This is a genomic window from Ramlibacter sp. (assembly GCA_019635435.1).
Lineage (GTDB): Bacteria > Pseudomonadota > Gammaproteobacteria > Burkholderiales > Burkholderiaceae_C > JAHBZM01.
Map to the genome: position 1 here is coordinate 1,296,712 of JAHBZM010000001.1, position 21,413 is coordinate 1,318,124.

Consider the following 21,413-nt stretch of genomic DNA (forward strand, 5'->3'; position numbering starts at 1 on the left):
GGGCGATTCGAAGGACGACGACAAGGGAATATAGAGGACTATCAGGCAATGAAGAATTCCATAAATTTTTGGGCCGGCGTGGCCTTGGCGTTGTCACTCGCTGCATGCGGCGGAGGAGGGGGCAGTGCAGGCACGAGCACCTCGGGCGGGGGAACAAGCACTGGTGGGACAGCGACAGCTGCGGTATCCGACTTTGCCCTTTTTAGTGACAAGACTACGATGTCCAATTCGGGGCTGGACTCGGCGAAACTCACGGTGGTTGCAGTTGATTCAAACCGCAATACCGTGCCGGATGCCTCGGTGCTGGTAACCGCTGATCAGAATAGTGTATTTACACCCACGGCGGGTTCAAAAACCGATGCCTCCGGTGTCTATGCCGGTGTTTTGACTATCGGAGGGGATAAGTCGGATCGGGACGTGACATTGGCCGTGACCATCAATGGAATTGTCAAAAAGACATCTGTTCGTGTGAGTGGCAGCAAACTTTCACTGTCGGCATCACCCAGCGCGCCCTCACCGGGGCAGGTGGGTACAGTCACTGCGGTCCTGGTGGATGCATCAAGCAATCCAATTCGTGGTGTGTCCGTCGCATTGGGAGGCAATGTTCCCTCTTTGCAAGGCAAGTCCATAGTGACCGGTGCCGATGGAGTCGCTGTTTCAACATTCACGGCCCCTACCAATGCAGGTGTATACACAATCAGCGCCCAAGGCGGTGGGGTCGGATCGGGTGACTACCAACTGCAGGTTTTTTCCACTTCCATTCCTCCGGCTGCCATACCTGCGGGGGCTTCCCCTTCCCTTGCGGCGTCGCCAAATGTTCTGGCGACCAATAGCCCTGGGTCCACAAGCAATCGGACGACGCTTCGGTTCTTGTTTCTTGATGCCAGCAACAGGCCTGTCCAAAACGTCCGTGTCAGGTTTGTGGATCTGACAACCGGGTTGCCGACCGTGGGCTCGTCGATTGTCAGTGGGGCATCGACTCTCTACACAGATGCCTCAGGAGCTGTCTCAACCCAGTACATTTCGGGACAAAATCCGAGTCCCACCAATGGCGTGCAGATCCGGGCATGCTATTCAGCGACAGATTTCGCCTCGCCTTCAGATTGTCCCGCGTCTACCAGTGCGTCTTTGACTGTGGCTGGTCAGGCTCTGGCTGTGTCGATCGGAGACGATAATCTGCTGATCAAGGGGCAGGGAACCTACATCAAGAAATTTGCGGTAACTGTTGCTGATTCGGCCGGCCGAGCCGTGGCTAATGCGCCTGTCGATATCTCCCTGGATTTGACCCACTATGGGAAGTCGCCTATCTGGGGCGCCGGTAGCCTGGCAACAGTTCCACTGAGCCCCCTGGCGTCCAGTTCCTTTACGCGGACAGGAACTGTGGCTGGCGAAGAAGTCTCTGTGACCTTCAATTGGTGCCCAAATGAGGATACCAATCGCAATGGCATTGCCGATTTCGGCGAAAACGTCGATGGCAGCACGGATTCGAACGGGCAGCCCACGCTGGAGCCCCGACGAAGCGATATGGTCATCAGCTACGAAACGCCCGCTGTGACCAGCACTGACGCCAGTGGGGTATTGGTGATCAAGGTGGAGTATTCGCAACGATTTGGTGGTTGGATCGCGTATAAGGTACGAGTTACCGCCAACGTCGCGGGTTCGCAGGGTCTGGCGGAACGAACATTTGTCACCGATGTGCTTCAGGGCGATGTTTCCAACGGCTCATTCCTGACCCCCGCCTACGGTAGCAACAACTGCACCACGCCCAATTGATCTGTTCTAAGTGGATCGGGCTCCCATTGTCCTGATTGGACTGCCAGGATCGGGGAAAACCACGGTGGGGCGCCAGCTGTCCAGGCGGCTGGCGCTTTCCTTTCATGATTCCGACCACCTCATCGAGGAGCGGATCGGATGCTCCATACGCAGCTACTTCGACCAGCATGGCGAGGATGCCTTCCGGGACATTGAAGAGGCAGTGATCGCGGAAATGATGACCCAGGCTGGCGCCGTGCTGTCCACCGGCGGTGGTGCCGTTCTGAGGGCTCCCAACCGGGCGGCCATGCGGCAGGGCCATGTTGTCTATCTTCGGGCGTCGCCTGAGGAATTGCACCGGCGGCTTCGCCATGATGTGAACCGCCCGCTGCTGCAGGTCGCGGATCCGCTGGGCCGCATGCGTGAACTCTATTCCGCGCGCGACCCGCTGTACTGTGAGACCGCGCATTTCCGGATAGACACCGGAAGAACCTCCCTGCAAACGCTGGTCAACAAGGTGGTCATGCAACTGGAGCTCGCCGGCGTCGTGCCCGCAGGTTGACCGAACTCTCCGGGGGGAAGAGGCAGTTTCTCCATTGCCTCTAAACTCCGGGGATGTCCGTCGTTCTCTCCCCCTCCGATACCGTCCATCAGGTTTCCATCGATCTCCTTGATCGCAGCTATGCCATCACGATCGGCGAGGGCCTGCTGGGGGCGCCGTCTGTCTGGGCGGACCTGCCTCATTCCACGCATGCGCTGATCGTCAGCAACACCACGGTCGCGCCGCTGTATGCCGCGCAGTTGCGGGGCGCGATTGCCAACCGGCATGAACACGTGCATCTCGTATCGCTGCCCGATGGCGAGGAACACAAGCACTGGCAGACGCTGAACCTGATTTTTGATGCGCTGCTCAGCCATGGCTGCGACCGCAAGACCGTGATTTACGCGCTGGGGGGTGGCGTGGTGGGTGACATGAGCGGCTTCGCCGCCGCCTGCTACATGCGCGGCGTGCCATTTGTGCAGGTGCCGACCACATTGCTGGCCCAGGTGGACTCTTCCGTGGGTGGCAAGACGGCCATCAACCACCCGCTGGGCAAGAACATGATCGGGGCCTTCTACCAGCCGCTGGCGGTGGTGTGCGACCTGAACACGCTCGCGACGCTGCCCGCGCGCGAGATCAGCGCGGGTCTGGCCGAAGTCATCAAATACGGCCCGATTGCCGACATGGCATTTTTTGACTGGATGGAAGCCAATCTCCACCGATTGCTGGCGCGGGATGTGGGCGCGCTGGCGCATGCGGTCAAGCGCAGCTGCGAAATCAAGGCCGCCGTCGTGGGGCAGGATGAGCGCGAAAGCGGCCTGCGCGCCATCCTGAACTTCGGCCATACCTTCGGGCATGCGATCGAGGCCGGCCTGGGCTACGGCCAGTGGCTGCACGGCGAAGCCGTCGGTTGCGGGATGGTCATGGCGGCACATCTCTCCCAGCGTCTCGGCGGGGTCGATCAGGCTTTTGTTGAGCGGCTCACCCGTCTTGTGAGCGACGCAGGCCTTCCCGTGCGCGGCCCGCGACTGGGCGCCGGGCGCTACCTGGAGCTCATGAGGGTTGACAAGAAAGCCGAAGCTGGCGAGATCAAATTCGTGGTGATCGAGACGCCGGGCCGCGCCGTGGTGCGCAGCGCACCGGATGCGCTGGTGACCGCGGTTCTGGACGAGTGCTGCGGTTAGAGCGCTCCTCAATTGATAGCGTTAGATGACCGTCTGGCAAGGACTACAGGCCTGTTTGGTTCATGAATGTTCCCTGCGCCCCCTATGCCAGTGACCCGTCGCGCTCGCGCGGGCGCCGGCATGTCGAACCGCCGGCGCCCACACGCACCGCATTCCAGCGCGATCGCGACCGGATCGTGCATTCGACCGCATTCCGGCGGCTGGTCTACAAGACCCAGGTGTTCCTCAACCATGAGGGAGACCTGTTCCGCACGCGGATGACGCATTCGCTGGAGGTGGCGCAGCTCGGCCGCTCCATCGCCAGGGCCCTGCGACTCAATGAGGACCTGGTGGAGGCCATTGCGTTGGCGCATGACCTCGGGCACACGCCTTTCGGCCATGCCGGGCAGGATGCGCTGAATGCCTGCATGGCGGACCACGGGGGCTTCGAGCACAACCTGCAGAGCTTGCGGGTGGTTGACACGCTCGAGGAGCGCTATCCCCGTTTTGACGGCCTCAATCTCTCTTACGAAACCCGCGAAGGCATTCTCAAGCACTGCTCCCGCTCCAATGCGCAGAAGCTGGAGGCGCGGGAGCCGGGCGGCGTAGGCCGGCGCTTCCTGGACCGGTCCCAGCCCAGCCTGGAGGCCCAGCTGTGCAACCTCGCGGATGAGATCGCCTACAACGCCCACGACATCGACGATGGTGTCCGCTCTGGCCTCATCAGCATCGAACAGCTGTCCGGCATGGCGCTGTTTGACGAATACCGGCGGGAGGTGCTTTCCGCGCATCCCGAGCTGCAGGGCAGGCGCCTGTTGTATGAGGTGATCCGGCGCCTGCTCAGTGCCCAGGTCTACGACGTGATTCGCAGCACCCAGGCGGCAATAGACCTCGCCGGCCCGCTGACGGCCGACGATGTGCGCCAGCTCCCCGCACTGGTGCGGTTCGGCGACGCCATGCGCGAGCAATCGGCCGAACTCAAGCGGTTCCTGATGCACAACCTCTACCGTCATCCCCAGGTGACGCAAACCACCGGGCAGGCACAGCAGGTGATCCGTGACCTGTTCGCCGCCTATTGCGCCGACGCGACCCAGATGTCCGAGGGCTTTGGCGAAAGGGCGGACCGCCACCGCGCCGTGGCCGACTACATCGCCGGCATGACCGACCGCTTTGCCGCCCGCGAGCATGAGCGACTCACGGGCCTGCGACTGCTGGGACCAGACGGGACATGAGGCGTCCGGATCCGGCGCTGGTGGTGGTTCTTGCGGGCGTGAGCGCGGCCCTGCATGTGGGCAAACTGCCGCCGGCGTTGCCCGTGTTGAGGGATGCGCTGGGCGTCAGCCTGGTGCAGGCGGGCTTCCTGCTGTCCTTGGTCCAGCTCGCGGGGATGGGCCTGGGGCTGGCGGTGGGGCTGGCCGCCGACAGCCTGGGCTTGCGGCGCTGCATGCTGGCGGGCCTGCTGCTGCTGGCAGCCGCCAGTGGCCTCGGGGGCCTGGCAACCGACGTCAATGCGCTGCTGCTACTGCGTGCCGTGGAAGGCATGGGCTTTTTGCTGGCCTCCATGCCGGCGCCCAGCCTGATCCGCCGTCTGGTTCCGCCGCAACGCGTCAACGCCATGCTCGGTTTCTGGGGCGCCTACATGCCGCTGGGAACGGCGGCGGCCTTACTGTGTGGTCCCTGGGTGCTTTCATGGGTGGGGTGGCCGGGGTGGTGGTGGTCGCTGGGGGTGCTGTCGCTGGCCATGGCTGCGTGGCTGGCCCGGGCCGTGCCGACCGACGGTGATGGACGGATGGCCGGCCATGCGGACCGCTGGCCGCAGCGGTTGCACCAGACCCTGACGGCGCGCGGACCCTGGCTCGTGGCCTTGACGTTTGCGATGTATTCCGGGCAATGGCTTGCCGTCGTCGGCTTCCTGCCATCGATCTATGCCCAGGCGGGTTTGTCGGGCGCGACCACCGGTACCCTCACGGCGCTGGCTGCCGCCGTGAACATCGTGGGCAATCTTGCTTCCGGCTACTGGCTCCAACGCGGCGTTCCGGCGCCCAGGCTGCTGTATGGCGGCTTCCTGGTGATGGGTCTGGGTGCGCTGGGCGCTTTCCTGCCGGCCGACGGGATGACGCCGGCGCTGCGCTACCTGTGCGTATTGATGTTTTCCATGGTGGGCGGCGTGATCCCCGGCACCTTGTTCTCGCTCGCGGTGCGGCTCGCGCCCGGCGAGCGCACGGTCTCCACGACCGTGGGCTGGATGCAGCAATGGTCAGCGGCCGGCCAGTTCGCCGGGCCGCCGCTGGTGGCATGGGTCGCGGGCTGGACGGGTGGCTGGGGCTGGACCTGGTGCGTCACGGGGGGCTGTTCGCTGGTGGGGGTGCTGCTGGCCAGTCGCGTGGCCAGGCTGCTGGCGCCGAGCCGATAAAATTCGCCGCACAACATACCGCGCCGCCGGAGGAACCGTGAGCTTTCTGAACCAACTCAAGTCGCAGGCCCATGCGCTGCAAAGCCAGCAGGGCGCCCTGTCAAAAGACCTGGAAGCCCACACCGCGGCCGCCGAGGCAGCCTGCGGCCGGGTGCAGCATTACCTTGCGGAACTGGCCCGGCAGCTCAACGTCCTGACGCCCCCCGGCCCGCGCTTCAGCCTCGATGGAAAGACCCCGTGGCCCGCCATGAAACTGACCAGTTTCCGCGTCGATGCGCGCAAGAAAATGCTGCGCGACCGCGAGGTGTTTGACTACCTGGGCATGGGCTGGAACGTGGTGCCCCAGATCGGCGCGCCGGTCGGCGGCACCGTGAGCGTCAATTTCCCGCCGGATCTGGAGCGGGTGGAAACGCGGTTGTCCACGGGCTCCGTCAAGCACGAGCGCAAGGAAATCCGCCATCCCGAGAAGAACACGCTGCAGGCCATCCAGTTTGACTACATCACCGAGACACGCGGTTATGTGCGCATCACCCCGGACCATGACAGTGGCCAGCTCGGATTCAGGGTGGTGAATGCCAACGGCTTTGGCATCGTCAATACGACCTGGCACGCGGCGAAGGTGCAGACCGACCTGCTGGACGAACTGGCCAAGCTGGTGGTGGCCCAGCCCAGCCGGTTTGCCTGAGGCCTCGTGGACGAAGTACTGGCTCCGGCGCTGCAACTCACCCGGACCTGGGTCGAGCGGGCCGTCATCGGCCTGAATCTGTGCCCCTTTGCCAAGGCGGTTCAGGTCAAGGGCCAGGTGCGCTACGTCCAGTGCGACGCCGACAACCCTGACCTGCTGCTGGATCAACTGGCCGCCGAACTCCAGTCGCTGGCGGCGGCCGATCCCGCCGAGCGCGACACCACCTTGCTCGTGGCCCCTTATTGCCTGCACGACTTCCTTGCGTTCAACGAATTCCTGCCGCGTGCCGACCGGGTCTTGAAGCGCCTGCGCATGCAAGGGCAGTTCCAGATCGCCAGTTTCCATCCCGCCTACCAGTTCGCGGATACCGAGGCCAACGACATCACCAACTTCACCAACCGCTCCCCGTACCCGACCCTGCATCTGCTGCGCGAGGCCAGCATTGACCGCGCCGTCGAGGCGTTTCCGCAGGCCGACGCGATCTTCGAAGCCAACATGCAAACCCTGCGCGCGCTGGGCCATGAGGGCTGGATGGCCCTGGGTGTGGGTGCCCCGTCATGAAGCCGGCGGACAAGCCCGACCCACTGGAGGCGGCCGGCATCCGTCCTGGCCAGTCGCTGGAGCTCCTCAAGGAACTGCACATCCTCACGCGCGAAGGCCGGCTCAACCAGGACTCGCGGCGCAAGCTCAAGCAGGTCCACCACCTGTTCCAGTTCATCGAGAAGCTGCTTCTGGAAATGCCTGCCGATGAGGCCATCACGCTGGCCGACCACGGGGCGGGCAAGTCGTACCTCGGGTTCATCATCTACGACCTGTTTTTCAGGGCGCGGCCGCAGGGGCACATCTTCGGCATTGAAACGCGGGCGGAGCTGGTCCGCCAGTCCACTGACCTGGCCGGCCGGCTCGGGTTTGACCGCATGAGCTTCCTGAACCTGAGCGTCGCCGAGTCGGCCCGGTCGGCGGACCTGCCGGACCGGATTGACGTGGTGACGGCCCTGCACGCCTGCGATACCGCCACCGACGACGCCATCGCCTTCGGCCTGCAAAAGCAGGCGGAGTTCATGGTGCTGGTGCCGTGTTGCCAGGCGGAGGTGGCGGCCTGTCTGCGCGGCAACAAGGCGCTGGCGCTGGCGCGCACCCCGCTGGCCGAGCTCTGGCGCCATCCGCTTCACACGCGCGAGCTGGGCAGCCAGATCACCAACGTCCTGCGCTGCCTCTACCTTGAAGCCAGCGGCTACCAGGTCACGGTGACCGAGCTCGTCGGCTGGGAGCACAGCCTCAAGAATGAACTCATCATTGCCCGGCACACGGGCCAGCGCAAACGCAGCGCCGCCGAGCGCCTGCGCAGCCTGCTCCAGGAATTCGGGCTTGAATCTTTAATTGGGGTCAGATTCCAATTATGATGGCCTGGTCTTCATGAGATCAGCATGGCCCGCCTTCCCCGATTGACCGTCCCCGGCTTTCCACACCACATCATCCAGCGCGGCAACAACCGCCAGCCCATTGTGGCCACGGCGGCCGACCACGACATGCTGCTGTCCCTGCTGGCAGAGAACGCGCACAGGCATGGTGTGGCGGTGCATGCCTATGTGCTGATGACCAACCACTTCCACCTGCTTGCGACCCCCGAGGCGGCTGATTCGATCCCGCGCATGATGCAGGCGGTGGGGCGCCGCTATGTCCGGTACTTCAACACGGCGCAGGCGCGCACCGGCACCTTGTGGGAAGGGCGCTACCGCTCGACCCTGATCGAAGCGGAGCGGCATTTCCTGGCCTGCATGGTCTACATCGACCTCAACCCCGTGCGGGCCGCCATGGTGGCCAGCCCTGGCGACTATGCCTGGTCCAGCCACGGGCACTACGTGGGTCTGCGCCACGACAAGCTGATCACCCCCCACCCCCTGTTCTGGAGCTTGGGGAACACGCCCTTTGCCCGCGAAGCCGCCTATGCGGAACTGGTGCGCAGCGGGCTTGACGCGTCCACCCAACAGGCCTTGACGGAGTCGGCGCTGCGCGGTTGGGCGCTGGGATCACCTGACTTTGTGGCCGATCTGCAGCAGCGGACCGCGCGCCGGATTGCCAAGGCCCGGCCGGGGCGCCCACGACTGAAAGTCGCCGAAGGAGGTGAGTCTGCAACCGAGCTCACTACAGACTCAGCGGTCAAGTAATCAACCGCCCAGGCATTTAATCCGTCCCCAATAAAAATACCAGGTCAGCTTCTCGAAAATAATTGGAATCTGACCCCAAATAAATAACTTGGCATCATTGTTGCGGTGCACTATGCTTTCCATCCCTGCGAAAAACATAGGAGCACGCCATGACAACGGCTGCCGAGATCGAGCATCTCCAACAACACGGTTTGTATTCATCGTCCAGCGAGCATGACGCTTGCGGGGTCGGCTTTGTGGCGCACATCAAGGGCGAAAAAAGCCACGCGATCGTGCAGCAGGGCCTCAAGATTCTCGAAAACCTGGACCATCGTGGTGCAGTCGGGGCCGACAAGCTCATGGGCGACGGCGCCGGCATCCTGATCCAGCTGCCGGATCTGCTGTACCGCGCCGAAATGGCCCACCAGGGCATCGAGCTGCCGCCCCCGGGCGAGTACGGCGTCGGCATGATCTTCCTGCCCAAGGAGCACGCCAGCCGGCTGGCCTGCGAGCAGGAGATGGAGCGCGCCATCAAGGCCGAAGGCCAGGTGCTGCTGGGCTGGCGCGATGTGCCGGTGAACCGCGACATGCCCATGTCGCCCGCGGTGCGCAAGAAGGAGCCCATCCTGCGCCAGGTCTTCATTGGCCGGGGCAGTGACGTGATCGTGCAGGACGCGCTGGAGCGCAAGCTGTATGTGATCCGCAAGACGGCCAGCGCCAACATCCAGAGCCTCAAGCTCAAGCACAGCAAGGAATACTACGTTCCCAGCATGTCCAGCCGCACGGTGGTCTACAAGGGCCTGCTGCTGGCCGATCAAGTGGGTACCTACTACCGGGACTTGCAGGACCCACGCTGCGTCTCGGCGCTTGGCCTGGTTCACCAGCGTTTCTCGACCAACACCTTCCCGGAGTGGCCGCTGGCCCACCCGTACCGCTACGTGGCCCACAACGGCGAAATCAACACCGTGCGTGGCAACTACAACTGGATGAAGGCGCGCGAGGGCGTCATGTCGTCGCCCGTGCTGGGGCCGGACCTCAAGAAGCTGTACCCCATCAGCTTCGCCAGCCAGTCCGACACCGCCACGTTCGACAACTGCCTTGAACTGCTGACCATGGCGGGCTACCCGATCAGCCAGGCCGTGATGATGATGATCCCCGAGCCGTGGGAGCAGCACACCACCATGGACGAGCGGCGCCGCGCGTTCTACGAATACCACGCCGCCATGCTCGAGCCCTGGGACGGCCCGGCCTCGATCGTGTTCACCGATGGCCGCCAGATCGGCGCCACGCTGGACCGCAACGGCCTGCGTCCGGCGCGCTACTGCGTCACCGATGACGACTTCGTCATCATGGGTTCCGAGTCGGGCGTGCTGCCCGTGCCCGAGAACAAGATCGTGCGCAAGTGGCGCCTGCAGCCGGGCAAGATGTTCCTGATCGATTTCGAGCAGGGCCGCATGATCGACGACGAGGAGCTCAAGTCCAACCTCGCCAACAGCAAGCCCTACAAGCAGTGGATCGAGAACCTGCGCATCCGCCTGGACGACGTGGAAGAGGCCGGCACCGCGCCCGCCACCGAGGTCTCGCTGCTCGACCGCCAGCAGGCCTTTGGCTACACCCAGGAAGACATCAAGTTCCTGATGAGCCCGATGGCCCAGGCCGGCGAGGAGGGCATCGGCTCCATGGGCAACGACAGCCCGCTGGCCGTGCTGTCCAGCCGCAACAAGCCGCTGTACAACTATTTCCGGCAGATGTTTGCCCAGGTGACCAACCCGCCGATCGACCCGATCCGCGAGGCCATCGTGATGTCGCTGGTGTCCTTCATCGGCCCCAAGCCCAACCTGCTGGACATCAACCAGGTCAACCCGCCGATGCGGCTGGAGGTGAGCCAGCCCATCCTCGACTTCGCCGACATGGCCAAGCTGCGCGGCATCGACCAAATGACGCAGGGCAAGTTCAAGAGCTACACGCTGGACATTACCTATCCGCTGGACTGGGGCCATGAAGGGGTCGAGGCCAAACTCGCCTCGCTGTGCGCCGAGGCAGTGGATGCCATCAAGAGCGGCAAGAACATCCTGATCATCAGCGACCGTGGCGTGGGCCCGGCCCAGGTGGCCATCCCGGCGCTGCTGGCCCTGTCCGCGATCCACCAGCACCTGGTGCGCGAGGGCCTGCGCACCACGGCCGGCCTGGTGGTCGAGACCGGCACCGCGCGCGAGGTGCATCACTTCGGCGTGCTGGCCGGCTACGGCGCGGAGGCCGTGCACCCCTACCTCGCCATGGAAACGCTGGCGTCCATCCACAAGGACCTGCCCGGCGACCTGAGCGCTGAGAAAGCCATCTACAACTACGTCAAGGCCATTGGCAAGGGCCTGTCCAAGATCATGTCCAAGATGGGCGTGAGCACCTACATGAGCTACTGCGGTGCCCAGCTGTTCGAGGTCATCGGCCTGAACAGCGACACCGTGGACAAGTACTTCACGGGCACCGCCAGCCGCGTCGAGGGCATTGGCGTGTTCGAGATCGCCGAGGAAGCGATCCGCATGCACAAGGCGGCCTTCGGCGACGACCCGGTGCTCGCCAGCATGCTGGACAGCGGCGGCGAGTACGCCTGGCGGGTGCGTGGCGAGGAGCACATGTGGACGCCCGACGCCATTGCCAAGCTGCAGCACAGCACGCGCGCCAACAACTGGAACACCTACAAGGAATACGCCCAGCTCATCAACGACCAGAGCCGGCGCCACATGACGCTGCGCGGCCTGTTCGAGTTCCGCATCGACCCGGCCAGGGCCATTCCCGTTGAAGAGGTCGAACCCGCGAGCGAAATCGTCAAGCGTTTCGCCACCGGCGCCATGTCGCTGGGCTCCATCGGCACCGAGGCCCACGCCACGCTGGCCGTGGCCATGAACCGCATCGGCGGCAAGAGCAATACCGGTGAAGGCGGTGAAGACCCCGCGCGCTACCGCCAGGAACTCAAGGGCATCCCGATCAAGCAGGGCCAGACGCTCAGCGACGTCGTCGGCAAGGACGTGATCGAGGCCGACTACGCGCTGCAGGCCGGCGACTCCCTGCGCTCGCGCATCAAGCAGGTGGCCTCGGGCCGGTTTGGCGTGACCGCCGAATACCTCAGCAGCGCCGACCAGATCCAGATCAAGATGGCGCAGGGCGCCAAGCCCGGCGAGGGCGGCCAGCTGCCCGGCGGCAAGGTCAGCAACTACATCGGCTTCCTGCGCTACAGCGTGCCGGGCGTCGGCCTGATTTCGCCGCCGCCGCACCACGACATCTACTCCATTGAAGACCTGGCCCAGCTGATCCACGACCTCAAGAACGTGGCCCCGCACGCCAGCATCAGCACCAAGCTGGTGTCGGAAGTCGGCGTGGGCACCATCGCCGCCGGCGTCGCCAAGTGCAAGAGCGACCATGTGGTGATCGCGGGCCATGACGGCGGCACGGGCGCCTCGCCCTGGTCGTCCATCAAGCATGCGGGCAGCCCCTGGGAAATCGGCCTGGCCGAAACCCAGCAGACCCTGGTGCTCAACCGCCTGCGCGGCCGCATCCGCGTGCAGGCCGACGGCCAGATGAAGACCGGCCGCGACGTGGCGATCGGCGCCCTGCTGGGGGCCGACGAGTTCGGCTTCGCCACCGCGCCGCTGGTGGTCGAGGGCTGCATCATGATGCGCAAGTGCCACCTCAACACCTGCCCGGTGGGCGTGGCCACGCAGGACCCGGTGCTGCGCAAGAAGTTCTCGGGCAAGCCCGAGCACGTGGTCAACTACTTCTTCTTTGTGGCGGAAGAAGTGCGCCAGATCATGGCGCAGCTGGGCATCCGCAAGTTCGACGACCTGATCGGCCGCTCCGACCTGCTGGACATGAAGCAGGGCATCGAGCACTGGAAGGCCAGTGGCCTGGACTTCGGCCGCCTGTTCGCCCAGCCGCAGGTGCCGGCCGATGTGCCGCGCTACCACGTGCAGGACCAGGATCATGGCCTGGGCAAGACGCTGGACCGCGTGCTGATCGAAAAGTCCAGGGCCGCGATCGAGAAGGGCGAGAAGGTCCAGTTCATCGAGATCGCGCGCAACGTGAACCGCTCCGTCGGCGCCATGCTGTCGGGCGCATTGACCAAGGTGCATCCCGAGGGGCTGCCGGACGACTCCATCCGCATCCAGCTCGAAGGGACCGGCGGCCAGTCCTTCGGCGCCTTCCTGGCCCGCGGCATCACGCTGTACCTGATCGGCGACGCCAACGACTACACCGGCAAGGGCCTGTCCGGCGGCCGGGTGGTGGTGCGGCCCAGCATCGACTTCCGCGGCGTGGCCACCAGCAACATCATCATTGGCAACACCGCGCTGTACGGCGCGACCACCGGAGAAGCCTTCTTCAGCGGGGTGGCCGGCGAGCGCTTCGCCGTCCGGCTGTCGGGCGCCACCGCGGTGGTCGAGGGCACGGGCGACCACGGTTGTGAATACATGACCGGTGGCACCGTGGCCGTGCTCGGCAAGACCGGGCGCAATTTCGCGGCCGGCATGAGCGGCGGCATTGCCTACGTCTACGACGAAGACGGCCAGTTCGCGCGCCGCTGCAACACCGCAATGGTCACGCTCGAGGGCGTCACCAGCTCGGTCGAGCAGCAGGCGGCCAGCCACAAGGGCCTGTGGCACCGTGAGCAGACCGACGAGGCGCAGCTGCGCAAGCTGCTGGAGGACCACAACCGCTGGACCGGCAGCAAGCGCGCGCGCGACCTGCTGGACAACTGGGCGGAAGCCCGCGGCAAGTTCGTCAAGGTCTTCCCCAGCGAGTACAAGCGCGCGCTGCAGGAGATGCATGACCGCCGGGTCGAGGCCGCCACCGAGAGCACGGCCGGCCAGTCGCCCAGCAACAAGGAAGCGGTGGTGGCCAAGTAAGGCCCGGACCTCCAGGACACACAGGAACACAGATCATGGGAAAAATCACCGGCTTCTTGGAATACGGGCGCATCGAGGAGGGCTACAAGCCCGTTGCCGAGCGCGTGAAGCACTACAAGGAATTCGTTGTGGGCCTGGACGATGCGCAGGCCAAGATCCAGGGCGCACGCTGCATGGACTGCGGCACGCCGTTCTGCAACAGCGGCTGCCCGGTCAACAACATCATTCCGGACTTCAACGACCTGGTCTACCGGGGCGACTGGAAGAACGCGATCGAGGTGCTGCACAGCACCAACAACTTCCCCGAGTTCACCGGCCGCATCTGCCCCGCGCCCTGCGAGGCCGCCTGCACACTCAACGTCAACGACGACCCGGTGGGCATCAAGTCGATCGAGCACGCCATCATCGACCGCGCCTGGTCCGAGGGTTGGGTCACCCCGCGTCCGGCCAGGCACAAGACCGGCAAGAAGGTGGCCGTGGTGGGCTCGGGCCCGGCCGGCATGGCGGCGGCCCAGCAGCTGGCGCGCGCCGGCCATGACGTGACGCTGTTCGAGAAGAACGACCGCGTGGGCGGCCTGCTGCGCTACGGCATTCCTGACTTCAAGATGGAGAAGTCGCACATCGACCGCCGCGTCGACCAGATGCAAAAGGAGGGCGTGACCTTCCGCACTGGCGTGATGGTGGGCAAGCTGCCCAAGGACTCCAGGGTCACCAACTGGGCCAAGGAAACCGTCACGCCCGAGCAGCTCCAGAAAGACTTTGACGCGGTGCTGCTCACCGGTGGCGCCGAGCAAAGCCGCGACCTGCCCGTGCCGGGCCGCGAGCTGGACGGCATCCACTTCGCCATGGAGTTCCTGCCGCAGCAGAACAAGGTCAACGCCGGCGACAAGGTCAAGGGCCAGCTGCGCGCCGACGGCAAGCATGTCATCGTCATCGGTGGCGGCGACACCGGTTCCGACTGCGTGGGCACCAGCAACCGCCATGGCGCGGTCAGCGTGACCCAGTTCGAACTGATGCCCCAGCCGCCCGAGGAAGAGAACCGCCCCCTGACCTGGCCGTACTGGCCGATCAAGCTGCGCACCAGTTCCAGCCACGAAGAAGGCTGCGAGCGCGAGTTCGCGATTTCCACCAAGGAATTCATCGGCGAAAAGGGCAAGGTCACCGGGCTCAAGACCGTTCGTGTCGAGTGGAAGGACGGCAAGATGATCGAGGTGCCCGGCAGCGAGCAGCTGCTCAAGGCCGATCTGGTGTTGCTGGCCATGGGTTTTGTGAGCCCGGTCGCCAGCGTGCTCGAGCAGTTTGGCGTGGAGAAGGATGCGCGCGGCAATGCCAGGGCCACGACCGAGTTCACGGGCGGCTACGCCACCAACGTGGCCCGGGTTTTCGCGGCCGGCGACATCCGCCGGGGCCAGTCACTGGTGGTCTGGGCCATCCGCGAAGGCCGCCAGGCGGCGCGCGCGGTAGACGAGTTCCTCATGGGGTTTTCCGACCTTCCGCGGTGAAAGTGCTATTGAATTGGTAGCGCCTGATGGCCGCCCCATCAGGACTACAACCACTTTTGACCCCTAAGTCGCCCGCCGGCACGGCCCGGACGCCCTGGCGCCCGCGCGCCGGGCGCGCCCGTGTGCCTTGTGGATCGGGTAAACCCCGTATCATTTGGTCTTCACATTTTCAAGCCGGGGTGTCGCTCCGGCTTTTTTGTCCGGATGACCACAGCCTCGCCGACCGCCCTGGTCGAATGCCGCCACCTGAGCTTCGGCTATGGCGCGCGTCCGATCCTGGATGACCTCACGCTGACCGTGCCGCGCGGCAAGGTCACGGCCCTGATGGGCGCGTCTGGCGGCGGCAAGACCACGGTGCTGCGCCTGATCGGCGGCCAGGTCCGGGCCCAGAAGGGCGAGATGCTGTTTGACGGGCAGGAGGTCGCCACCCTCGACCCCGCCGGCCTGTACGCGGCGCGGCGCCGCATGGGCATGCTGTTCCAGTTCGGCGCGCTGTTCACCGACCTCAGCGTGTTTGACAACGTGGCGTTTCCGCTGCGCGAGCACACCAGCCTGTCGGAAAGCCTGGTGCGCGACGTGGTCCTCATGAAGCTCAACGCGGTGGGCCTGCGTGGCGCGCGCGACCTGATGCCCAGCGAGATCTCGGGCGGCATGGCCCGCCGCGTGGCGCTGGCGCGGGCCATCGCGCTGGACCCCGAGCTGATCATGTACGACGAACCTTTCGCCGGCCTGGACCCGATCTCCCTGGGCACCGCGGCCCAGCTGATCCGCCGCCTCAACGACACGCTGGGCATCACCAGCATCGTGGTCTCGCACGACCTTGAGGAAACCTTCCACATCGCCGACCAGGTGATCATCCTGGGCAATGGCCGGGTGCTGGCCCAGGGCACGCCCGACGAGGTCCGCCGCAGCGACGACCCGCTGGTGCAGCAGTTCGTCCATGCCCAGCCCGATGGGCCGGTGCGCTTTCATTACCCGGGGCCCACGGTGGCTGAGGACTTTGGCGCGGGGTTGCCGTCATGAGTCCCTTTTCCCCCGCCCATCTGGGTTTCGCGGTGCGCCGCAAGCTGGCCGATCTCGGGCTTGGCGCGCGCCTGTTCCTCAGGCTGGTGGCGCTCGCGGGCCCGACGCTGCGTCGCTTCAGCCTGGTACGTGACCAGATCCACTTCCTGGGCAATTACTCGCTGGCCATCATCGCGGTGTCGGGCCTGTTCGTCGGCTTCGTGCTGGGCCTGCAGGGTTACTACACGCTGCAGCGCTACGGCTCCTCCGAGGCCCTGGGCCTGCTGGTCGCGCTCGGGCTGGTGCGGGAACTGGGCCCGGTGGTCACCGCGCTGCTGTTCGCCGGGCGCGCCGGGACCTCGCTCACGGCCGAAATCGGTCTCATGAAGGCGGGCGAGCAGCTCAGCGCCATGGAAATGATGGCGGTGGACCCGGTGCGCCGCATCCTCGCGCCGCGTTTCTGGGCCGGTGTCATCACCATGCCGCTGCTGGCCGCGGTCTTCAGCGCGGTCGGCATCCTGGGCGGCTGGGCCGTCGGGGTGCTGCTGATCGGCGTCGACCCCGGGGCGTTCTGGAGCCAGATGCAGGGCGGCGTGGATGTCTGGAAGGACGTCGGCAACGGCGTCATCAAGAGTTTTGTCTTTGGCGTGACCGTGACCTTCATTGCCTTGCTGCAGGGCTTCGAGGCCCAGGCCACGCCCGAGGGCGTGTCGCGCGCCACCACCCGCACCGTGGTGGTGGCGTCGTTGTCGGTCCTGGGGCTGGACTTCCTGCTCACCGCCATGATGTTCAGCATTTAGGAGAACCCCATGAATTGCACCCACCCTGTCTGTTTGCTGCCGGAGGCCTGACCATGGAACGCTCCAAGAATGATGTCTGGGTTGGCCTGTTTGTCCTGATCGGGGGCGCGGCGCTGCTGTTCCTGGCCCTGCAGTCGGCCAACCTGCTGAGCCTGAGTTTCCAGTCCACCTACAAGGTCACGGCGCTGTTCGACAACATTGGCGGGCTCAAGCGCCAGGCCGCCGTGAAAAGCTCGGGCGTGGTGGTCGGCCGCGTGGACTCGATCAGCTTTGACGACAAGACCTTCCGCGCCCGGGTGACGCTGGCGCTGGAAACTCAATACGTGTTTCCCAGGGACAGTTCGCTCAAGATCCTCACCAGCGGCCTGCTCGGCGAGCAGTACATCGGCATCGAGGCCGGCGCCTCCGAGAAAAATCTGGCGGCTGGCGATACCATTGGCTCCACGCAGTCGGCCGTGGTGCTGGAAAACCTGATTGGCCAGTTCCTCTACAACAAGGCGGCGGACGGCGGAACCTCTTCAGGGGCAACCGGAAAAAAATGAAAACAAATTCTTCATGGGCTGACGCCCCGGGCCGGGCCCGCGTGGCGGGCGTCCTGGCGCTGCTGTGCCTGACCCTGCTGGCCACGGGCTGCGCCAGCGGCTCGCGCGCCACCGCGCGCGACCCGCTGGAGCCGTTGAACCGCAAGGTGGCCCAGTTCAACGATGGCGCCGATGCCATCGTCCTCAAGCCACTGGCCACGGCCTACCGCGAGGTGGCCCCGCCGATGGTGCGTACCGGGGTCAGCAACTTCTTCGGCAACCTGCGCGACCTGTGGTCGTCGGTCAACAGCGCCCTGCAGTTCAAGGCCCAGAACGCGGCCGAGAACTTCATGCGCTTCAATGTCAACACCTTCTTCGGCCTCGGGGGCATCCTGGACGTTGCCAGTGAATTGAACATTGACCGGCACCGCGAGGACTTCGGCCAGACCCTGGGCCGCTGGGGCGTGCCGGCGGGCCCTTACGTGGTCTTGCCGCTGCTCGGGCCCTCGACGCTGCGCGACACGGTGGCGCTGACGTTTGACAACCAGGCCGACCCGGTCAGCCGGATCGACCCCACCTCGGCGCGCTACAGCGTCTACACCCTGCGCGCGGTCGATATCCGGTCGAATTTGCTGCGCGCCAGTTCGGTGCTGGACGATGCCGCGCTCGACAAATACACCTTCGTGCGCGACGTTTACCTGCAGCGGCGCCGCGCCGAGATTGACGAAAGGCGCAGTGAGTACCCGGGCGATGACGACGACGGGAAAGCCGAAAAAGCCCAATGATGCGTTGCATCTGGTTGCAAGGGCACCACCGGAACGCGACAAAGTAAACCGAACCCTGCGTGTCCGCGCGAATCGAACGGGCATGGCGGTCTGACCGCATTTTTGAAGGAAAAGCATGAAAAGACGAACCCTGGGACAACTGGCCGCGGCCCTGCTGGCGGGCGCCATGATGGTGGGCGCCCCCTGGGCCCATGCCGCCGACGAAGCCCCTGACGCCCTCATCAAGCGCCTGTCGGACGAGGTGCTGGGCACCATCAAGGCCGACACCTCGGTGCGCGCAGGCGACCTGGACAAGATCATTGCGCTGGTTGACAGCAAGATCATGCCCAACGTCAACTTCCAGCGCATGACCGCATCGGCCGTGGGTCCGGCCTGGCGCCAGGCCACGCCGGCGCAAAAGCAGCAATTGCAGGACGAATTCAAGACCCTGCTGGTGCGCACCTACTCGGGCGCGCTGGCCCAGGTCAACGACCAGACCATTTCGGTCAAGCCGCTGCGCGCCAGCCCCACGGACGAGGAAGTGACCGTGCGCACCGAAATCCGGGGCCGCGGCGACCCGATCCAGCTCGACTACCGGCTCGAGAAGACGGCCGGGCAGGGGGCTGGCTGGAAAATCTACAACCTCAACGTGCTCGGCGTCTGGCTCATGGAAACCTACCGCAGCCAGTTCGCCCAGGAAATCAACGCCAAGGGCATTGACGGCCTGATCGCCACACTGGTGGCGCGCAACAAGAGCAACGCGGCCCGCAAGGGCTGAGCCGGGGGCGCCGCCATGCTCGTGTTGCCCGCTGAACTCACGCATGAGCAGGCCTCGGCCTGCTCGCGCATGCTGGTCCAGGCCCTGCGCAGCGAACCGGCGTCCGAGGTGGTGGCCGATGCCGCGCCGCTGCAGCGCTTCGACTCCTCGGCGCTGGCGGTGTTGCTGGAGTGCCGGCGCGAGAGCCTGCTGCTGCAAAAGACCTTTGCCGTGCGGGCGCTGCCCGAGCGCCTGCGCGACCTGGCCGCGCTGTACGGCGTGGCCGAACTGCTGCCCTCACCCGTTTGAGGGCATGCGGGCGCCGCCGGCGCCCTTGCGGCAGACCCCCTAGAATCACGGGCTCCCATGCCCGCGATCGCCTTCCAGTCCGTCTCCAAATCCTTTTCGTCGCCCAAGGGCCCGCTGCAGGCCCTGGACCGGGTGTCCTTTGACATCGAAGAGGGCGAATTCTTTGGCCTGCTGGGCCCCAACGGCGCCGGCAAAACCACCCTGATCAGCATTCTGGCGGGCCTGGCGCGCGCCAGCGGTGGCCAGGTCAAGGTCCGCGGCTTTGACGTGCAGGCCGACTATGCCCAGGCCCGGCGCCAGCTGGGCGTGGTGCCGCAGGAACTGGTGTTTGACCCGTTCTTCACCGTGCGCGAGGCCTTGCGCATCCAGTCGGGCTACTTCGGCGTGAAGAACAACGGGGCCTGGATCGACGAACTGCTGGACAGCCTGGGGCTGGCCGACAAGGCCTCGTCCAACATGCGCCAGCTTTCGGGCGGCATGAAGCGGCGCGTACTGGTGGCGCAGGCCCTGGTGCACAAGCCGCCGGTCATCGTGCTCGACGAACCCACCGCGGGCGTGGATGTGGAGTTGCGCCAGACGCTGTGGCAGTTCATCGCCCGGCTCAACAAACAAGGCCACACGGTGCTGCTGACCACCCATTACCTCGAAGAGGCCGAGGCCCTGTGCTCGCGCGTGGCCATGCTCAAGCAGGGCCGCGTGGTGGCGCTGGAGCGCACCAGCGAGCTGCTCAAGAAGGCCTCCAGCAATGTGCTGCGCTTCAAGATCGACAGCGAGCTGCCCGAGGCGCTGCGCACCGTGGTCCGGATCACGGGCCGCATCGTCCAGTTCCCGGCGCACAACGCCCACGAGATCGAGCAGTTCCTCGCGGCGGTGCGCGAGGCCGGCCTGCAGGCCGAGGACGTGGAGATTCGCAAGGCCGACCTGGAAGACGTGTTCCTCGAGGTCATGGCTGAAAAAACCGCTGGCGTTCCCGACCCGGGCGACCACGCCCATGCCCCGGCGCCGGCCGATGTGGCGCTGGTGGACGCCCTTGATGAGGCGCCCCACGCATGACCGGCTGGCAGACCCTGCTGTACAAGGAAATCCTGCGCTTCTGGAAGGTGGGGTTCCAGACCGTGGCCGCGCCCGTGCTCACGGCGCTGCTGTACCTGATGATCTTTGGCCATGTGCTGCAGGACCATGTGAAGGTCTATGACACGCTGAGCTACACGGCCTTTCTGGTGCCGGGCCTGGTCATGATGAGCGTGCTGCAGAACGCGTTTGCCAACAGCTCGTCGTCAATTGTCCAGAGCAAGATCATGGGCAGCCTGGTGTTCCTGCTGCTCACGCCGCTGTCGCACTGGAGCTGGTTCGTGGCCTATGTGGGTTCGTCGATCGTGCGCGGGCTGGTGGTGGGGGCGGGGGTGCTGGTGGTCACCACGGCGTTTGCGCACCTGAGCTTTGTGGCGCCGCTGTGGATCCTGGTGTTTGCGGTGCTCGGGGCCGCCATGCTCGGCTCGCTGGGGCTGATCGCCGGCCTGTGGGCCGAAAAGTTCGACCAGATGGCAGCCTTCCAGAATTTCGTGATCATGCCCATGACGTTCCTGTCGGGCGTGTTCTATTCCATCCATTCGCTGCCGGCCTTCTGGCAGGGCGTCAGCCACCTGAACCCGTTCTTCTACATGATCGACGGCTTCCGCTACGGTTTCTTCGGGGTCAGTGACGTCTCGCCCTGGCTCAGCCTGGGCATTGTCGGCGCCGCGCTCGCAGTGGTGGGCAGCATCGCCGTCCATTTACTCCGGATCGGCTACAAGATCCGCGGGTAGAAAATGACCCCCACGCTTGTCACTTCGTGTACTACGCTGCCCCCCGAGGGGGCCGGGTCTCCTAGGGGCGGCCCGTCGGAGACCCCCCATGACCGCTGAAGAACTCACCTCCATCATTGCCTCCGGCCTGCCTTGCGAGCACCTTGAACTCGAGGGCGACGGCCGCCACTGGTACGCCACCATCGTCTCGGCGGAATTTGAAGGCAAGCGCCTGATCCAGCGGCACCAGCGGGTCTATGCCACGCTCGGTGCGAAAATGCATACCGACGAGGTGCACGCCCTGTCGATGAAAACCCACACGCCGGCCGAATGGGCGGCGCTACCCAAATAACCGCCTGCTCCTGGGGCGGTCAA

General features: G+C 65.2%; 20 protein-coding genes. All 20 read left to right on the forward strand.

What is annotated here, in order from left to right:
* The first annotated feature begins 48 nt into the window (after positions 1–48).
* The 20 genes from KF796_06190 (at position 49) to KF796_06285 (ending at position 21,390) form a co-directional block, all read left to right on the forward strand.
* Positions 49–1,773, forward strand: a complete 1,725-nt coding sequence (locus KF796_06190; GenBank protein MBX3586214.1) for an Ig-like domain-containing protein — start codon at positions 49–51, stop codon at positions 1,771–1,773.
* Between the two features lie 34 nt (positions 1,774–1,807).
* Complete coding sequence (locus KF796_06195; protein ID MBX3586215.1) at positions 1,808–2,314, forward strand: shikimate kinase; 507 nt, start codon at positions 1,808–1,810, stop codon at positions 2,312–2,314.
* Between the two features lie 53 nt (positions 2,315–2,367).
* Positions 2,368–3,477 carry a 3-dehydroquinate synthase gene (gene aroB / locus KF796_06200; GenBank protein ID MBX3586216.1) on the forward strand — a complete coding sequence of 370 codons (1,110 nt, stop codon included), beginning with the start codon at positions 2,368–2,370 and terminating at the stop codon, positions 3,475–3,477.
* A 62-nt stretch (positions 3,478–3,539) separates the two neighbouring features.
* Complete coding sequence (locus tag KF796_06205; GenBank protein ID MBX3586217.1) at positions 3,540–4,688, forward strand: deoxyguanosinetriphosphate triphosphohydrolase; 1,149 nt, start codon at positions 3,540–3,542, stop codon at positions 4,686–4,688.
* Complete coding sequence (locus tag KF796_06210) at positions 4,685–5,869, forward strand: MFS transporter (GenBank protein ID MBX3586218.1); 1,185 nt, start codon at positions 4,685–4,687, stop codon at positions 5,867–5,869. Before KF796_06205 ends, KF796_06210 begins: the two co-directional genes overlap by 4 nt.
* Before the next feature lie 37 nt (positions 5,870–5,906).
* A complete protein-coding gene (locus KF796_06215) occupies positions 5,907–6,554 on the forward strand; it encodes a hypothetical protein (protein MBX3586219.1) in 648 nt (215 codons plus the stop codon).
* 6 nt (positions 6,555–6,560) lie between these two features.
* Entirely contained in the window at positions 6,561–7,115 is a 555-nt protein-coding gene (locus KF796_06220; GenBank protein ID MBX3586220.1) for a DUF1415 domain-containing protein, read from the forward strand.
* Positions 7,112–7,957, forward strand: coding sequence for an SAM-dependent methyltransferase (locus KF796_06225; protein MBX3586221.1), 846 nt, complete (start codon positions 7,112–7,114; stop codon positions 7,955–7,957). The genes KF796_06220 and KF796_06225 overlap by 4 nt, the downstream gene beginning before the upstream one ends.
* Positions 7,958–7,981: 24 nt before the next feature.
* The gene (locus KF796_06230) at positions 7,982–8,722 is read left to right on the forward strand and encodes a transposase (protein MBX3586222.1); all 741 of its coding nucleotides are present in this window, start codon (positions 7,982–7,984) and stop codon (positions 8,720–8,722) included.
* Between the two features lie 149 nt (positions 8,723–8,871).
* Complete coding sequence (locus KF796_06235; GenBank protein MBX3586223.1) at positions 8,872–13,599, forward strand: glutamate synthase subunit alpha; 4,728 nt, start codon at positions 8,872–8,874, stop codon at positions 13,597–13,599.
* Between the two features lie 35 nt (positions 13,600–13,634).
* Positions 13,635–15,101, forward strand: a complete 1,467-nt coding sequence (locus tag KF796_06240) for a glutamate synthase subunit beta (protein MBX3586224.1) — start codon at positions 13,635–13,637, stop codon at positions 15,099–15,101.
* A gap of 204 nt (positions 15,102–15,305) precedes the next feature.
* Positions 15,306–16,124 carry an ABC transporter ATP-binding protein gene (locus KF796_06245; protein ID MBX3586225.1) on the forward strand — a complete coding sequence of 273 codons (819 nt, stop codon included), beginning with the start codon at positions 15,306–15,308 and terminating at the stop codon, positions 16,122–16,124.
* Positions 16,121–16,903, forward strand: a complete 783-nt coding sequence (gene mlaE, locus KF796_06250) for a lipid asymmetry maintenance ABC transporter permease subunit MlaE (protein ID MBX3586226.1) — start codon at positions 16,121–16,123, stop codon at positions 16,901–16,903. Before KF796_06245 ends, mlaE begins: the two co-directional genes overlap by 4 nt.
* A 53-nt stretch (positions 16,904–16,956) precedes the next feature.
* A complete protein-coding gene (mlaD, locus tag KF796_06255; GenBank protein MBX3586227.1) occupies positions 16,957–17,445 on the forward strand; it encodes an outer membrane lipid asymmetry maintenance protein MlaD in 489 nt (162 codons plus the stop codon).
* Positions 17,442–18,209 carry a VacJ family lipoprotein gene (locus KF796_06260; GenBank protein MBX3586228.1) on the forward strand — a complete coding sequence of 256 codons (768 nt, stop codon included), beginning with the start codon at positions 17,442–17,444 and terminating at the stop codon, positions 18,207–18,209. The genes mlaD and KF796_06260 overlap by 4 nt, the downstream gene beginning before the upstream one ends.
* A 115-nt stretch (positions 18,210–18,324) precedes the next feature.
* On the forward strand, positions 18,325–18,966 hold the full coding sequence (locus KF796_06265) for an ABC transporter substrate-binding protein (GenBank protein ID MBX3586229.1): 642 nt from the start codon (positions 18,325–18,327) through the stop codon (positions 18,964–18,966).
* A gap of 15 nt (positions 18,967–18,981) precedes the next feature.
* Positions 18,982–19,254, forward strand: a complete 273-nt coding sequence (locus KF796_06270; protein ID MBX3586230.1) for an STAS domain-containing protein — start codon at positions 18,982–18,984, stop codon at positions 19,252–19,254.
* 57 nt (positions 19,255–19,311) lie between these two features.
* Positions 19,312–20,307 carry an ABC transporter ATP-binding protein gene (locus KF796_06275; GenBank protein MBX3586231.1) on the forward strand — a complete coding sequence of 332 codons (996 nt, stop codon included), beginning with the start codon at positions 19,312–19,314 and terminating at the stop codon, positions 20,305–20,307.
* A complete protein-coding gene (locus KF796_06280) occupies positions 20,304–21,059 on the forward strand; it encodes an ABC transporter permease (protein MBX3586232.1) in 756 nt (251 codons plus the stop codon). Before KF796_06275 ends, KF796_06280 begins: the two co-directional genes overlap by 4 nt.
* 88 nt (positions 21,060–21,147) lie before the next feature.
* Positions 21,148–21,390, forward strand: a complete 243-nt coding sequence (locus KF796_06285) for a BolA family transcriptional regulator (GenBank protein ID MBX3586233.1) — start codon at positions 21,148–21,150, stop codon at positions 21,388–21,390.
* Positions 21,391–21,413: the final 23 nt, after the last annotated feature.